The sequence below is a fragment of the Acinetobacter sp. ANC_7511 genome, from assembly GCF_056779975.1.
Genome location: NZ_JBWYIY010000011.1, coordinates 64,494 through 82,286, shown reverse-complemented (window position 1 = coordinate 82,286; position 17,793 = coordinate 64,494). Strand labels below are relative to the sequence as shown.

Here is a 17,793-nt window from a genome sequence, read left to right as displayed (position 1 = left end):
TCTTCGGCTTCCTTTTTTTAGAAATATCTCGTAATAATTCAATCAATATCTGGTAATTAATGCCACCTAGATCATTAATTTTGTCAGGATAATGTAGGCATCCGCGAATTTATTCATTTTTTTTTGAGATTTTTTGCATGTCTAATCAACCTGATGGTTTACAATTTTCTTCTAACACGTCCTCTAAGCCCAGCAGTTCAAAATCAGGCCAACGCATCGTCAGTGCGGCATTACAACAGATTCAGCCAGAATACGCTGATGCAGTTATCAATGAAAAGAATTGGCGAAAATCCTATCCGATTCATTTTAAACGGTTGGTAGAATGTGGGCTCTCATCACCTGAAGCTGCGCTGCGCATCGCTCAAGATGGACTTCAACAAGCTTATGAAGAGTTTAGTTTTCAACGTGATCAACATACACATGCATTGAATGAAGTGATGAATCTTAAATCAAAAGATTTAAATACCTACACACTTCAAGGAAACTCTAATGCTGAGCCGCAATGGTTTGTACCTTATCAGGGTAAAAATTTAGAAGGTCAAGCCCTACTCGACCAAATTCAACTTTGGTTAGACCGAGGTATTATAGAAGCATCACATGCTCAGGCACTACAAGCGTGTGTGCAGCATCCAGAGTGGTTTGACCTTTCGGATCGAACAATGGTGCTGTTTGGTGCAGCTTCTGAAGCAGGACCTTTACCTTGGCTGGCGAAATGGAAAGCCAATATCGTGGCGCTTGATTTAAATCATGAGCGAGTATGGACAAAGATTTTGAATACTGTTCTGCAAGGCAATGCGACCTTATACGCTCCAAGTGTCGAATCAATAGATTCATCTGCATCTATACGTGAAGCTGCAGAGCGTTTAGGCGTTAACTTATTAACAGATACCCCTGAGATTGCACATTGGCTCACCCAGTTTGATCAAGACTTAGATCTTGCCGCAATTGCGTATTTAGATGGCGAAAAGCACGTTCGTGTTTCTATGGGGATGGACGCCATTATGCAACATGTCAGCCAACAAAAATCCAATACCAGTTTAATGTATATGTGTACGCCCACTGACGTCTACGCTGTACCACAGGAAGTGATTCAAGGTGGATTAGATAAGTTTAAATCACGCTCTAAACTTGAAAATATTCTGTCCAAGAGTATTTCGACTGTCTCTCGTGATTATTTTTTCAAACAAAACGAAGAACGCTTATTCCAATGTCATGATAAACAGTATGGGATCTGCGACTGTCTTGTGGTTGAACAAGGTCCAAATTATGCGTTGGCGAAAAGGATTCAACAATGGCGCGCTACGTTAGCACGGTCACAAGGTCAACGTGTCAGCATTAATATTGCTCCATCGACCACTACACATTCGGTAACCAAAAACCCATTATTAAAAGCTGCTTTCAATGGTGCCAATTTGTTTGATGTTGAAGCATTTGAACCCGCGACGACCAATGCGATTATGGCTGCGTTGTGGATTCATGATTTGAGAAACCCACATTCGGTTGCCAATCCTGACATCGCCCTCAATCATCCATTAGACTTAATCATGCATGGTGCTAATCATGGTGGATTATGGCGTGTAGCATATCTCGCACGCACCGCCCTACCATTTGCCGCATTATATGGTTTTGCTGAGGAAAAACTCCCCTTGAAAAAACTTTGGTCTAAATTCCAAAAATAAGTGTCATAAACAATTGATCATAAAAAAAGCGCTGATTGTTCAGCGCTTTTTTAGTCTTTAAGTATTGAATTCAATCAGGTGAACTGAAGGAACAACCAGAATAAACCACCTGACAAACAGATTGTTGCTGGCAGTGTGAAAATCCACGCTGATAAGATTGTGCGAACCATTTGGAAGTTTAAGCCCGACTTATTCGCAACCATCGTACCTGCTACAGCAGAGTTTAAAACGTGTGTTGTTGACACTGGCATACCAAAGCCATCAGCAGCAGCAATCGTTGACATTGCAACTAACTCTGCAGACATCCCCTGACCATAAGTCATGTGTTGTTTACCAATACGTTCACCAACGGTAACAACAATACGTTTCCAGCCTACCATCGTCCCTAGACCTAATGCCAATGCAGTCGCAACTTTCACCCATGTTGGAATGTATTGAAGGAATGAATCTAAGTTATCACGGTAGTTGTCCACTGTTTTTTCTTGCGCTTCAGTCATGGCAGGTAAAGCTTCTGCTTTATCTAAACGCTTGAATGCAGTCGTGCTGAGGTACATATCATTACGGAATTCAGCCACTTGATCTTCAGGAACATCTTTAATGGATGTGTAGCTTCCTACTTTTTCACCTAAATGATCCGTCAAGCTTGCCAAAGCTGGCACAACTTCAGGTGTGATTTCTTTGGTTTGGATATATGACGTGATAATTTGACGTGCTTTTTCATCTGGAATATCTTGGTGATTTGGATAAATCAAATCAGCAGTTTGAGCAGATAACTGACCAAATGTTTGGATATGTTGTTGATCTAGACTCTTGTTTAAAGAGTAAGCCAATGGCACGATCCCGATCAGAATCAACATAATCAGACCCATACCTTTTTGACCATCATTTGAGCCGTGTGCAAAACTTACACCGGTACACGTGAAAATCAAAATGGCACGAATAAGTGGCGGCGGCGGTTTATTCCCTTCTGGTGGTTGGAATAATTCCACTTGTTTCTTAAAGATTTTTTTAACCAATAAGAACAATACAGCCGCAAATGCAAAACCGATTAATGGTGAGAATAAAAGTGCTTTACCCACTTTCATCACCTGTTCCATGTCTACACCTGACGCACCATTACCTGCGTTTAAGATGTAGTTCATGATGCCCACACCTAAAATCGAACCGATCAGTGTATGAGAGCTAGAAGCAGGGATACCGAGGAACCAAGTTCCTAAGTTCCATACGATTGCGGCAATCAACATGGCAAAGACCATGGCAAAACCAGCACCTGAACCGACGTTCATAATCAATTCAACAGGCAATAGCGCGATAATACCGTAGGCAACTGCACCACTTGCGACCATTACGCCAAGGAAGTTACAGAAGCCTGCCCACATTACAGCGACAGGTGCAGATAAAGCGTTGGTATAAATAACTGTTGCCACAGCATTGGCCGTGTCATGGAAACCGTTAACGAACTCGAAACCCAATGCGATAAACAATGCCGTGGCCAACATGATCACAGCATAAAGATTTAAAGCAGGCACATGAGATAAATCAGCAGCCAACTGAAAACCAATGTAAATCAAGGTTGAAACAATCAGTGTAAGGAACACTGGCATAAAGAATTTCGGCGTTGGCACGTGAACATTCGTCGACTGCATAGGCGTTGACGATTGTGCTGAATCTGAAACTGGAGTTTGATTAGAATTCATGCAAGCAGAGAAAGAGGATAAATATCCCCTCTATTGTTCAATTTAATTATTACAATTATATGACAAAGAGCTGTCATATAAGTCATCCAAATGACACTTATTTAAGAAAATTAAACTTTAAAAACTAATGATATTCAAAATTTAACAATAATAATCATATAGTTAATTCAAAACCCTCGTCTTTAATCTTTATTTCAATCGGTAATTAAATAGATGAAATAAAGATGACATCACTGTCACATTTGTTACAACGGCAGTTATTATTACATTAGATTATGACAACATGATGAAATATAGAAAGTTTCAGTTTTGATAGGTTGATCATCGTAGTTGATGGATGAAATTCATCCTTAATTTTTTGGGAATAGGTTCATAAATTTTTATTTATCAGAAAAGTGGACGTAACTCTGCTAAAATATTGCACCATTATTTGTGCAGATTTTTGTGAGAGTCATTTGATGTCTACCCTCGCCACCTTAAAAGCGCTTCTTGCCAAACGTATCCTGATTATTGATGGTGCAATGGGTACCATGATCCAACGCCACAAATTGGAAGAAGCTGATTACCGTGGTGAACGTTTTGCGGATTGGGCCTACGACCTTAAGGGTAATAACGACTTATTGGTTCTAACTCAACCACAGATTATTCAAGGCATTCATGAAGCTTATCTTGAAGCTGGTGCAGATATTATTGAAACCAACTCGTTCAATGGAACGCGTGTTTCAATGTCTGACTACCATATGGAAGATTTGGTTCCTGAGATTAACCGTGAAGCAGCTCGAATTGCCAAAGAAGCATGTAAAAAATACTCAACACCTGAAAAGCCACGTTTTGTCGCGGGCGTATTAGGACCAACGTCACGTACCACTTCAATTTCACCAAATGTAAATGATCCGGCATTCCGTAACATCACCTTTGATGAGTTAAAAGTTAACTATATAGAAGCGACTCGAGCATTAATTGAAGGTGGTGCAGACATCATCTTGATTGAAACGGTCTTCGATACCCTAAATGCCAAAGCTGCCATCTTTGCAGTGAAAGAAGTGTTTAAAGAAATTGGTTATGAACTCCCAATTATGATTTCGGGCACCATTACCGATGCATCAGGGCGTACACTCACAGGTCAAACCGCAGAAGCATTCTGGAACTCAATGCGCCATGCAGAGCCTTTATCGATTGGCTTTAACTGTGCACTGGGTGCAGATGCGATGCGTCCACACGTCAAAACCGTGTCTGACGTTGCGGATACTTTTGTATCTGCCCATCCAAACGCAGGCTTACCAAATGCGTTTGGTGGTTATGATGAAACCCCTGAAGAAACCGCAGCATTTATTAAAGAATTTGCTGAAAGTGGCTTAATTAACATTACGGGTGGTTGTTGTGGTACGACGCCGGATCATATTCGTGCGATTGCGCAAGCAGTTGAAGGTATTACGCCGCGTCAAATCCCTGAAATTGAACCTGCATGTCGTTTAAGTGGTTTAGAACCATTTAACATTACTAAAGATTCTTTGTTTGTGAACGTGGGTGAACGTACCAACGTCACAGGTTCTAAAAAATTCTTGCGTTTAATTAAAGAAGGCAACTTCACCGAAGCTTTAGATGTGGCACGTCAACAAGTCGAAGCAGGTGCACAGATCATTGACATCAACATGGATGAAGGCATGCTCGATTCACAAGGTGCGATGGTGCACTTCTTGAATCTGATCGCATCTGAGCCTGATATTTCACGTGTGCCAATCATGCTTGACTCTTCTAAATGGGAGATTATTGAAGCAGGTTTGAAATGTGTACAAGGTAAAGCGGTTGTAAACTCAATTTCCTTAAAAGAAGGTTATGACGAGTTTGTCGAACGTGCTCGCCTCTGCCGTCAGTACGGTGCGGCAGTCATTGTCATGGCGTTTGATGAAAATGGTCAAGCGGATACAGCTGAACGTAAAAAGGAAATCTGTAAGCGCTCTTACGATGTCTTAGTCAACGAAGTGGGTTTCCCATCTGAAGATATTATTTTTGACCCGAACGTGTTTGCGGTCGCAACAGGTATTGAAGAACACAATAACTACGGTGTGGACTTCATTGAAGCAACCGGTTGGATTAAACAAAACCTTCCAAATGCGATGGTGTCAGGCGGGATCTCAAACGTATCGTTCTCATTCCGTGGTAATGAGCCTGTTCGTGAAGCGATCCATGCGGTGTTCTTGTATCACGGCATTCAACAAGGCTTAACCATGGGTATCGTAAACGCAGGTCAGCTTGCAATTTATGATGATATCGATGCTGAGCTAAAAGAAGCTGTTGAAGATGTGGTACTGAACCGTAACCAAGGCGCAAGCGGTCAAGAAGCGACTGAAAAATTACTCGCTGTTGCGGAAAAATATCGTGGTCAAGCGGGTGCACAAAAGGCTGAAGAAAACCTTGAATGGCGCAATGAACCTGTAGAAAAACGTCTTGAATACGCGTTAGTTAAAGGTATTACGACTTATATCGATGAAGATACTGAAGAAGCACGTTTAAAATCAGCACGTCCACTTGATGTGATCGAAGGTCCACTCATGGCAGGTATGAACGTGGTGGGTGACCTGTTCGGTGCCGGCAAAATGTTCTTACCACAAGTGGTGAAATCTGCACGTGTGATGAAACAAGCTGTGGCTTGGTTGAACCCATTTATTGAAGCAGAAAAAACCCAAGGCGAAGCCAAAGGTAAAATCTTGCTTGCTACTGTTAAAGGCGACGTACACGACATCGGTAAAAACATCGTGGGTGTGGTACTTGGCTGTAACGGTTATGACATCGTTGACCTTGGCGTGATGGTACCGTGTGAGAAAATCTTACAAACAGCGATTGATGAAAAAGTTGACATCATCGGTTTATCAGGTTTGATTACACCGTCATTGGATGAAATGGTTTTTGTTGCCAAAGAAATGCAACGTAAAGGCTTTAACATTCCACTCATGATTGGTGGTGCGACCACGTCTAAAGCACATACCGCTGTGAAGATTGCACCGCAATATCACAATGATGGTGTGTACTACACTGCCGATGCATCTCGTGCAGTCGGTGTTGCAACCCAATTGCTTTCACCTGAAATGAAGCCTCAATTGGCAGCTGACTATGCTGCGGATTATGAAAAAATCCGTACGCGTCTTGCCAACAAACAACCGAAAGCAGCAAAACTTTCTTATGCTGAATCGGTTGAAAATGGTTTCAAGATTGACTTTGAAAAGCATGCACCTGTAAAACCAAACTTCATTGGTTCGCAAACATTCACCAACTATCCACTCGAAGCTTTAGTTGAATACTTCGACTGGACACCGTTCTTTATTTCTTGGAGCTTGGCGGGTAAATACCCGAAAATCCTTGAAGATGAAGTCGTTGGCGAAGCTGCACGTGATTTGTTTGAACAAGCACAAGCGATGCTCAAAGACATCATCGAAAATAAACGTTTCGATGCGCGCGCTACTTTCAGCCTTTACCCTGCGAATCGTGTGGCAGCAGATACTGTTGTGGTAACTGATGAAAATGGCAATGTGACGCATACCTTTGAGCATATTCGTCAGCAGTCTGACAAAGTCACAGGTAAAGCGAATTTCTCACTGGCTGACTTTGTTGCACCGAAAGATGTGGCTCAGGATTATTTGGGTGGTTTCACTGTATCGATCTTTGGGGCAGAAGAACTTTCGCAAGAATACAAAGTTAAAGGCGATGACTATAACGCGATTATGGTTCAAGCTTTGGGCGACCGTTTTGCTGAAGCCTTTGCAGAACATTTGCACCAACGTATTCGTAAAGAATTTTGGGGCTACCAAGCGGATGAACAGCTTTCAAATGAAGAGTTGATCAAAGAGAAGTATGTGGGTATTCGTCCTGCACCGGGCTACCCTGCTTGTCCTGAACATTCTGAAAAAGCGCCGTTGTTTGATTGGTTAGGTACGACTGATAAGATCGGAACTTACTTAACAAGTAGCTTTGCAATGTGGCCACCTTCATCAGTGAGCGGTTTCTACTATGCCAACCCTGAAACGGAATACTTTAACGTGGGTAAAATCTCTGGCGATCAGTTGGAAGATTATGCGAAGCGTAAAGGTTGGACGTTGGATGAAGCAAAACGTTGGTTAGCGCCGAATTTGGATGATTCTGTGGTTTAAGGATCTCGATAGTATAGAAAGAAGAATCCCCTCAAGTGAGGGGATTTTTTAATTACCATTCAAATCGCTCATTTCGTTGCTTTTCATCTTCTTCGTCTCTTTGAGCTTGTCTATCAATAGCAACTAGCCACTCTTTTTCTTTAGAATCTATTAATGATTCTAACTCTGGAAATATGGGTATTATTTTCTCTTTCAAACCTTGTATTGATGGTAATCTTCGCGACATCTCTTCTGACAAACTCCCACTTGCTTGTGTAACTTTAAATATTGATTCATTAAATAAGTGCTCTAGCAGTATTCCTCTTTCTTCTGATAATTTTAATAAATCCACCAACAAATCTAGCCATACAATTTTACTCTTTGTTTCTCCCGTGGTTTCCTCTTGATAATTTTCAACATGAAATAATCTAGCATTTTCTATCCAAAATTTAATTTTGTCTTGATCGCCACCTATCCACTTCAGTACATCATTTGAATCAGCAAAAAATAGAACTTTATTTAAATCACCTTTCCAAAATTTTGATAAAAACTCGTCACTCTCTAAAAATTCTTTTATAAATTTGATTGTATTCGTCTTTATTAATAATTTTAATATCTTAAATTTTTTATCTTCCCTATAAAGAGAAATGTATCGTTCACCATTAAAATAATCTTCAACAGCTTTAAATATTTTATTTTCAAAATCCTCTCCACAGCCTAATAATACTTTTAAACCATCCTCATAATGATTGAAGTTACTCTCACTACTAATAAATTCAGGAACATTGCCTAATAAAATAGATTGATATTTCTCTGATAATTTTTTTTGAAAAAAGCACTCCTCAACTAACTCATAATGAACTCTATCCCATTGCTCCAAATCAATTAGCCGATCTATAAACAGCTCAAATATTTCATTATTTATTCTGTTATGATATTTGCAACCTGCCAATCTTGGCAATTGAGTGATATTGATTTTATCTTGCTTGAAAAGTTGGTAAAAATACTGCGAATCTTCATCATTTTGACAACTATCAAAAATCATATGAGGAGCTATATTTCTCAAAATAGTGTGATCTAACAAAAAATCTACAAATTTTTCATAATCTTTCTGTGATTTTTTTTTAAAACCTTTTAATAATCCTAATAAAAACTCAGAACCCTTTATATCTATATCTATATCTATATCTATATCTGTATGCTGAATTGTATCAATGCAATTATCAATATTATCAAATATATGAACTATACTTTCACCTAACTGAATCAAATATTGATGTGCTAACCATCCACTACTTGCTTTGATCAATAAATCTAAGTTTTCTTTTAAAACATCAATATCCTTTAGATATTCACCTAAATATTGAATTAACTCCTCATAGGAATTAAATTCAGGAACTTTTATTGCATGTTTATCATTTTCACTTTTACTCATTCTATAGATATCATGATCTGGGGCTAAAATATAAGCCTCTAATAGCTCTCGAACTCTGCCTTTATTAGGTCTTAACTCTTGTTCTAAATTTTCTAATTCTTGTAATAATTTAGGTGCATTTATTCCTAATTCATCTTTGTTAAAGCTGATAATACTTAGTAGTTGTCTATGAGCTTCAGGAAAATATTTACGTTTATTAAATTGTAGTAAAAACTTTCTCACAAACTCAGCTTTTCCACATTTCCAAATAATAGCTTTAAGATTGTTCGTAAAAATCTGTCGGGCTTTACTAATCTTTCGGCTATCTAATTCGTCTAATAAACTAAGTAAAAACTCAATCCAACTCCAAATTTCGCCATAAGTTTTGGGCTGATAACCATACTCATTTGCTTGAGAGTTATCAAATGATTCTCGCACAAAGAATCCATAATCATAAAAACTCAATGCTTTAGCTAAACTATCTAAAAGGATAGACTCATACTCAGGTTTCATTTGTAACTGGGTCAAAACTTCTTTTTTTTGCTCTAAATCAGCCAATGTTTCTGATGTATAGAGCCTAAATAGTGAAGTTACTAAATCTCGAATAGAGTTGTTTCTTTCGCCTACTTTTTCATCTTTAGCAAAATAAATGAGTAAATCAAAAGCTTTTTTAAAATTATGTGGTTGATAAGCTAAAGATCGAACCAATCTAGAAATTTCAACAAAATGAGTATTTTCCCTAGTTAGAAAACTAGGATCTGCATTATGTTTTTGCTCTAGTAATTGTAAAACTTGATCTTCAGAAATATGAGCAAGTAATCTAAATTTAACTAAATCCTGTGAATCATATCTATCATTTAAAAGTTTCTCTCCCAACCATCCACTAGAAGAAAACCATGATTTCACTAATTCTTGTACCTTAGGAACATCATGTAAGTAGCTTAAACGTTTAATACAGGACATCTGCAAACGTGCAGGCATATTTTGAATAAATTCATCTAGATGTCTAACTAACTTCTTTGAAATACATTCTTTAGCTAAATGATTTGCTAGTACATGCGGTAAAATGGCATGCCATACCCCACGCTGTTGAACGATATCTTTACTTTTCAGCTCTTCGATTCTTTCAATTGCATCATAACTATCAACTCTTGCAAGTTTCGATAGATAATCCAATTCAGAATTTTCTTCGCCTTCATCTTCTAAATTAAAGGAATAAACTAAAGCAAAATTTTGAGCAACTTGATATAACTGCTCATTAGGCTCTCCTCTTTGCCAAAATAAACGTTTAAATAAATCTGAACCAGTGAGTAATGCTAAGTTATCATTACGTTCAATATTTGAAGCTACTGCCAAAGCTAATCGATAGTTACCACCTGAGAACTCAGCAATTTTTCTTGCGTTTAAATCATTAATATGTGGGTAATGTCGTTCTATAACTTTTTTAATAATTTCAGGGCTATTTGGCTTTAATTTATAAACTTCTGTACTTTCTGGAAAATCATCCTGAACATCATATTCAATAGTTAATAATGAAATTTGAGTATCTTGAATTTTTTTCGTTAAATTACCATGTGTACCTTGGCCACAATTATCGACAATTAAAATATAGGGTTGCTTTTTCTGAATCAGCTCTTCAACAAAATGCTGAGGTTGTGGGTTAGGTGAATCACCAAAATCACAATACCAAACATTTTTAATATCTAGGCTATTGCTTCCAATGCGCTCATCGAAAAGAGCTTGAGCAAAGCGTGTTTTACCTACACCTGAGAGCCCAACTAATCTTATAGAAGTTCCACCTAATGATAATTTTTGTCGAATTGTATTAATACCATCAATTACACTAATCTCATTTTTGTTAATATCTTTAGGTACAACAACTTTAATATCTTCATCAACTAAATATTCTGCTTCGACTTTATCCTTTTTATTTGACCAATCATCATAGCGTTGCCAACCTTCTAGATTTTGCTCTGTAAAGAAGTATTTAGCTAAATCATCATTCTGTAAACAAACGAATGGCGATTCAAAAAATAATGCTTCCCTCCATTCAATATCAATACCTAATCTTTGCGCTTTACTTTCAATCTCTAATAAAGCCTGTGGCACTACCATTCGCTTTTTTTTCTCTACAGTCTCCTGTCCTTGTGCCCACATTTTGTTAGTATAAATTAGTAGTTTATTTAGATTTGGATAGTCTCTATTAATTGTAGTCAACATCTTAAGAAGCTCATCTTTGTGAGCTGACAAAGATGTTTCATAAAATTTTGCTTGAAAACCAATTACTTCACTATCTTTTTCAATTGGATTTTTTTCAATACCTGACTGATTTTTAAATCCAAACCATCCTTTTGGTAAGTCAAATTCACGACAAAATAATAAATAAGCAAACCATTCAAATGTCACTTGCTGATTATTTGAAAATTTTGCCGAAAACACTTCCCAATTTGGTTGGATCACAAATCACTATCTCTATTATTTTTAATTTTAAATTAATTCAAAAATTTATTATTTACAATAGATCTCCTCTCCATTCCTCTCTCTAAGGTGTGAGTGCATTCATTGTGAATTAAATAAAGCTTTATACAATTAGTAATTTAAGTTCTCTATCCTTTTAGGAGATGAGCAGTATTGCTGTGCAAGAGTGAATATAATTCATCATCTCAAAAATGCCTTTTTTCTAACCACTAAACCTCAAATCATCCGTTTTAACATTTTAGATCAGCAAATATTTCAAGTTTAGTGAATAATTAATACTTATTAATGAAATTACCAAAAGTTTGATATTTCCATGAAAAAACTCATCAACCACCCTGAAAACTTGGTTGTCGACATGTGCAAAGGCTTTGTCTTGGCACACCCAGAACTTGCATTCACTGAATCACACAAAATCATTTCAAGAAAAGAAAAACATAACAATGTTGCTCTCATCAGTGGTGGTGGTAGCGGGCATGAACCTGCACATGCGGGCTTTGTCGGTCAAGGCATGTTAGACGCAGCCGTATGTGGCGATGTCTTTGCATCACCTTCGCAAATTCAGATCTATAAAGCACTACAACACGTCGCAACTGACAAAGGCGTGCTGATGATCATCAAAAACTATTCTGGTGATATGATGAATTTCCAGAACGGTGCAGCTTTAGCAACTGAAGATGGCATCAAGGTCGACTACGTCAAAGTGGCAGATGATATTGCAGTCAAAGATAGTTTATATACCGTCGGACGTCGTGGTGTCGCAGGCACAATCTTTGTTCATAAGATTGCAGGCGCAGCAGCATCTAAAGGCTTAGAATTAGGTGAAGTTAAAACAGTCGCTCAAAAAGCGGCTGACAATGTCATCAGTTTAGGTTTTGCCTATAGCTCATGTACTGTTCCTGCTAAAGGCACACCAACCTTCACCCTTGCCGATGATGAGATGGAATACGGCGTGGGTATTCATGGTGAACCGGGGATCCGTCGTGAAAAAATCTTGCCAGCAAAAGAACTGGCACAACGTATGGTCGATGACCTGTTTTTAGATCGTCCAGACATGAAAGAAGTTGCAGTATTGATCAATGGCTTTGGTTCTACCCCAATGCAAGAACTGTATCTGTTTAACCATGATGTATGCGCACACCTTGCACATAAGGGCATTAAAATTTACCGTACCTTTATCGGCAACTACATGACAAGTATCGACATGAATGGTGCATCCATTTCATTACTTGAATTGGATGATGAACTCAAAACATACTTAGATGCAGAAGCTAACACCCCTGCCTTTAAACTTGATGGTTCACCTGCTTTAGCCATTGAGTTTGCGATAAAAGATACGGCTACCCAACATCAAGGCAATAGCGAAGTTGAAACTGCAGCAGAACATGCTGAAATTCAAAATGAGCAATTCACCATTGAAAACATGCGCTATGTGGTCGATGTCATGGCTGCCTGTATTATTAAAAATGAAGTGCCATTTTGTGAGTTAGACGCACACGCAGGCGATGGTGACTTCGGCATGAGTGTGGCTAAAGGCTTTAAACAACTCAAGAAAGAATGGCAAAGCTTGATCCAAGCACAGCAGATGGATGAATTCTTACTCAATAGCTCCATGATCATCATGGAACATTGTGGCGGTGCATCAGGTCCCATCTGGGGTTCTGCATTTCGTGCCGCAAGTAAAGCCATTCAAGGTAAAACCACGTTAAGCGTGGCAGATTTTGCCGATATGCTGCAAGCCGCAGTAAAAGGTATTCAAACCACAGGTGAACGTTCATTTGGACGTGGCGCGGTAGTGGGAGATAAAACTCTCATTGATGCGCTCGTGCCATGCGCAGATTCATGGTCAGCCAACACCGACAAAAGCTTTAAGGAAAACTTTATCTTAGGTGCTCAAGCTGCTGTTCAAGGTGCTGAATCGACCAAAGAGATTGTTGCACGTATGGGTCGTGCAGGTACTGTCGGGGATCGTAGCTTAGGCTATCCTGATGCAGGTGCATATGGTTTAGGCGTGATTTTTACCGATATTGCTGATCATCTAAAATAACATCTAAACATGACATAAATGATTGATTAGTTATGTAAAAAAGCCCTGATGATTCAGGGCTTTTTTTGCTTTTTATTTTTTAAAACTTGATAATAATGCGCTGGTAATCGCCTGATTATGTGATGCCACACGAGACTTCTTCGCTTTCGCTGACTGGTCAGCTACACGTTGAATTTTGACAGCTTTTAATTTACCTTGATTTTCAACAACCTGAAATTTGACTCGGTCATTGCGTTTTGGCTCACCTTCATCTGCAGGAAAGTCAGAAATGTGGAAAAAAATATCCTCACCTGCACCAACAATAAAACCAAAACCTTTATCGGCATGATAAATTTTAATTTTTCCTTGCTGGACTTCAGACTTCATAACATTCCCAAAAAACGGTATACAATTTTCAATATTATACACGCATCTTAAAGTGCATCATCTTTGCTGATCACTTTAAATAATCATGCAAGTGCTGTTGGACAATGACGCGTTTGTGTCCTTTACTTTGTTGTTCCGATAACAATGATTCCGCATCTAAAACCACCACTTTGTGACCATCATCCTGTAGACGTTTCACACCTTCAAATAACATTCGAGCACCGACATCATGGATTAAAGTCAGATGTGTAAGATCAAGCACTACTTTATTTTTACCTACAGGCTCATTCTGTAACTCACGCAAGAACATTTCAGTCTCTGTAAATTGTAAGACACCACGTAGCTCATATACCACCATGCCATCATCATACTCACGGCGACTTTGGATAATGGTTTGTGCTGAAGGGGTTCCCTCCATCAAATGTAATCCCATATCACTTGATAGACGTTCAAAGATTTCCACACCTCGAACACTGTTGCCATGGCTGTCTAATTTAGGCGAAAAAACCGCAATTCCAACCTGACCTGGTAAGACACCAATGATCCCCCCTGCCACACCACTTTTGGCAGGAATACCAACGGTGGTCAACCAATCTCCAGCTGCATCGTACATACCACACGTCATCATGACGCTAAGTACCTGACGACATACCTGACGATCTAAAATACGTTTTCCCGTAACAGGGTCTTTTCCGCCATTCGCCAACACACTGCCCATTCGCGCTAAATCTTTCACGGTGACTTTAATCGCACACTGTTGAATATAACCATGAACAATATGCTCTGGGTCTTCTTCTAGCACGCCGACGGTACGCAACATATATCCAATCGAAAGATTACGAAATGCTGTTTTCAGCTCAGATTGATAGACTTGCTCATCAAAGGTTAATTCACGCCCACACAGTTCACTCAAGAAACGTCGTAAATGTTCTGCACGTGAAACAGTCTTTTTATGAGGTAATAAAGAATGTGTCGTAATCGCACCCGAGTTAATCATTGGGTTCTTGGGAATCGATCGTTCTTTTTCTAATGAGATTTGATTAAATGCTTCCCCCGAAGGCTCAACACCAACTTTTTCTAATACCTGAGCCAAACCATGTTCTTGAATCGCTAACGCATAAGCAAATGGTTTAGACATTGATTGAATCGTGAACTCAACTTCATCATCCCCTGAGGAATAAATCGTACCATCAATGGTTGAAAGTGCTAAAGCTATACGATTTGGATTGGCAGCTGCCAGTTCTGGAATATAGTCAGCCAATGCTCCTTCGGTATTCGCATGACATTGGTCCAATACATGGGCAAGATAATCAGGTACAGGTGTCTTCATTTTTATTCTCTTGGTGATCAATGGAGACCCAAAATAAGATCTCAAATGTTAAATTCAGCTGTCGATATCGTGTCACATCTGACTTGATTACGACCATTCTGCTTTGCAAGATATAGTGCTTTATCCGCTGCACTATAAATCCTTAGCTTTACTTCGTCTGTGTATAGATGTGGTAAATTTTGTGACATCGCCACGCCAAAGCTTGCGGTCACTTGAATAAAAGTCACTGGGCTAATCTCAATTTTTTCACTTTCGATCGTTCGACGGCAGCGTTCTGCGATGATTAATGCTTCGTCGATATCACCATCTTTAAGTACTAGAACAAACTCTTCACCACCGAGTCGTCCCACTATATCCTCTTCTCGTGTTTGCTGTTTTAAAATGAGAGCAATACGTTTAAGTACAAGATCACCAACATCATGACCATAATTATCATTAATCTGCTTGAAGAAATCGAGATCTAAGAGGATGAAAGCAAAGCTGCGATTTTGTTGAATTAACTTACTAGTAAACTGATTGATGTAACGACGGTTATAGAGGTTGGTTAACGCATCTTTCTGACTTAGTATTTCAATCTTACGCTCACGTCGTCTCCACTGCGACAAGATCAACTCAAAAAAAACTGCTGAGCACAACAGTATGGGTAAATATAGTACCGCCATACTTTTCAGCCAAAAAGGATTGGCATACAAATTAGATTGATTCAGTGCATCACTAAATAATGGTGCATAAGTCAGTTGACCATTGGCCGTCAGTACTGCCAACCACAAGATAATACAAGCAATAATAAAAGAGACGCTATAGATGATGCGCTGTTCATATAACACAAAACCAATTAATACAATATTGACCGTTCCCGCCATCACCGCAGGACTATAAATCCCAACCGTGTATCCTGAAAAAATGACAATCAATCCATAAAATAAGGGGATTAAATAGCCCAAGATTCGGCGAGCAGTAGCATTTTTACGAAGCATTAAAGCGATTATCAGAAAACACATGGTCAAAATCACTTGTGAACATGTGGTCAATGTCCGATGAGGATAATATTCTGGATCTAACCAAATTTGATATTCTGAATGGAAAGTTAGGTAGTACCACAACCAATGACCGATGAGCATCAACAGCCCAAATATAAGTAACAGAATCCCTTTATTAAAGTTGGACCAGTTAATAATAGAACGATCAGATTCTAACAAGACATATTTGATAGCTTGCAATAAACTGCGCTGTTGTTGTACTTCATTCTCTCGAGTCATCATCTAATTGTATTATCGAATATTCATATTTATTTTTATTAAAATTTGGATGTATTCAGCGATCATGTCAATGCGCTTTAAGCATTAAAAAGACTGCTTTATCGTTCAGATCAATTTATGGTATGAATTTGATGATCACTGACCAAAACAAAAGCATGCTATAAAAAAACCTAAACGTATGTTTCTCTATAGTTAGTAGTACCAAAACCGAAATTTAATCATTGAATTAAGCTGACTGATATAACTGTACCTGATTTCGTCCGCTTTCTTTGGCAATATATAAAGCGTGATCTGCACAATGCGTAATGACATCTTGATCAGATAACTCATGGGATAGTGCAATACCAAAGCTTGCCGTCACATTTAACGAGGTTCCATCATCCAGCACAATTGGCTGCTGTGCAATCGCGTTACGGCAACGTTCTGCGATATCAACCGCTTGATCACGACTGAGATTGTCCAGAATTAATATAAATTCTTCACCGCCATAACGTCCAACCGTATCACCAATACGAACATGATATTCCAAACGCGTCGCCACCTGTTTCAGGACTTCATCTCCTGCTGCATGACCATATTGATCATTAATTTGTTTAAAATGATCCAAATCCAATAAGATCACAGCATAATCAGCACGATCCTGCTGAAAATGTGATAACACTTCATTGATTTGACGACGGTTATAAACGTTCGTTAGTGCATCAAATTTACTGCTGGTTTCGAATTGTTTTTCACGACTGCGCCATTGGGTGAGTAAAATCTCAAAGAATAAAACACTCATAAGTAAAATGGGCACGTAGAGCTGTACCATGCTCATGACCCAAAAATCATTTTGGTAAACGATACTTTTATTCAACTCATCACTAAACATAGGTGCATAACGAATTCGATCGATATGCGTCAAGTAACACGTTAATAACGTGTATATCGTAATTGGAATTGCAATCCCATAAATAATTTTACGGCTATAAAATACCAACCCGACCAATACAATACTAATGAACCCTGCCATTGTTGCAGGACTATAAATTCCAATCGAATACCCTGAATAAATCATGGTCATTCCAAAGAAACTAGGGGCAAAGTAAGCAATGAAGGTTTGAAACTTAGCGATATGCTGAAACTTGAAACAACTCCAAAACAGGACAAGATAAATCACGGAGGTCACCAACAATTGGGTAACACGTAATTCAAAATAGTCAGGATTTAACCACTGTGCTTTTTCAGGGGTATAAAAAGCCACAATTAACCAGCGAGCGACCTCAAGTTGGCTTAGAATTCCAAAAAAGAGGATAAGCCGTCCCTTTTTAAAATCACTCCAATTGATCAGCATATTTTGAGGATCAAGGATGTACGTATTGGCCATACGATACAATCGCTTAATCATATGTTGAATCTTCCT

General features: G+C 38.7%; 9 protein-coding genes. 3 read left to right on the top strand and 6 right to left on the bottom strand.

Going from position 1 to position 17,793, the window contains the following annotated elements; genetic code table 11:
- Positions 1-137: 137 nt before the first annotated feature.
- The gene (locus AC1M9L_RS09095) at positions 138-1,679 is read left to right on the top strand and encodes a hypothetical protein (protein WP_481591926.1); all 1,542 of its coding nucleotides are present in this window, start codon (positions 138-140) and stop codon (positions 1,677-1,679) included.
- Positions 1,680-1,753: 74 nt separating this feature from the next.
- On the opposite strand, the gene AC1M9L_RS09090 is transcribed toward AC1M9L_RS09095, so the two are convergent.
- Positions 1,754-3,376, bottom strand: coding sequence for an inorganic phosphate transporter (locus AC1M9L_RS09090; RefSeq protein ID WP_180027990.1), 1,623 nt, complete (start codon positions 3,374-3,376; stop codon positions 1,754-1,756).
- Between the two features lie 458 nt (positions 3,377-3,834).
- On the opposite strand from AC1M9L_RS09090, the gene metH reads away from it, so the two are divergent.
- The gene (metH, locus tag AC1M9L_RS09085) at positions 3,835-7,521 is read left to right on the top strand and encodes a methionine synthase (protein WP_481591925.1); all 3,687 of its coding nucleotides are present in this window, start codon (positions 3,835-3,837) and stop codon (positions 7,519-7,521) included.
- A gap of 52 nt (positions 7,522-7,573) precedes the next feature.
- On the opposite strand, the gene AC1M9L_RS09080 is transcribed toward metH, so the two are convergent.
- Positions 7,574-11,374: a hypothetical protein gene (locus tag AC1M9L_RS09080; protein WP_481591924.1), complete on the bottom strand. Its 3,801-nt coding sequence runs from the start codon at positions 11,372-11,374 to the stop codon at positions 7,574-7,576.
- A 331-nt stretch (positions 11,375-11,705) separates the two neighbouring features.
- Here AC1M9L_RS09080 and dhaK point away from each other — a divergent pair, with 331 nt between their 5' ends.
- Positions 11,706-13,436, top strand: a complete 1,731-nt coding sequence (gene dhaK / locus AC1M9L_RS09075) for a dihydroxyacetone kinase subunit DhaK (protein WP_481591923.1) — start codon at positions 11,706-11,708, stop codon at positions 13,434-13,436.
- Between the two features lie 72 nt (positions 13,437-13,508).
- Here the strand turns inward: dhaK and AC1M9L_RS09070 are convergent, their stop codons facing one another.
- The 4 genes from AC1M9L_RS09070 to AC1M9L_RS09055 all read right to left on the bottom strand — a co-directional run bounded on the left by AC1M9L_RS09070 (position 13,509) and on the right by AC1M9L_RS09055 (position 17,778).
- Complete coding sequence (locus AC1M9L_RS09070; protein ID WP_481591922.1) at positions 13,509-13,802, bottom strand: cold shock domain-containing protein; 294 nt, start codon at positions 13,800-13,802, stop codon at positions 13,509-13,511.
- A gap of 70 nt (positions 13,803-13,872) precedes the next feature.
- Positions 13,873-15,132, bottom strand: coding sequence for a glutaminase (locus AC1M9L_RS09065; protein ID WP_481591921.1), 1,260 nt, complete (start codon positions 15,130-15,132; stop codon positions 13,873-13,875).
- 41 nt (positions 15,133-15,173) lie between these two features.
- Complete coding sequence (locus AC1M9L_RS09060) at positions 15,174-16,391, bottom strand: GGDEF domain-containing protein (protein WP_481591920.1); 1,218 nt, start codon at positions 16,389-16,391, stop codon at positions 15,174-15,176.
- 226 nt (positions 16,392-16,617) lie between these two features.
- Complete coding sequence (locus tag AC1M9L_RS09055) at positions 16,618-17,778, bottom strand: GGDEF domain-containing protein (RefSeq protein WP_179997681.1); 1,161 nt, start codon at positions 17,776-17,778, stop codon at positions 16,618-16,620.
- Positions 17,779-17,793: the final 15 nt, after the last annotated feature.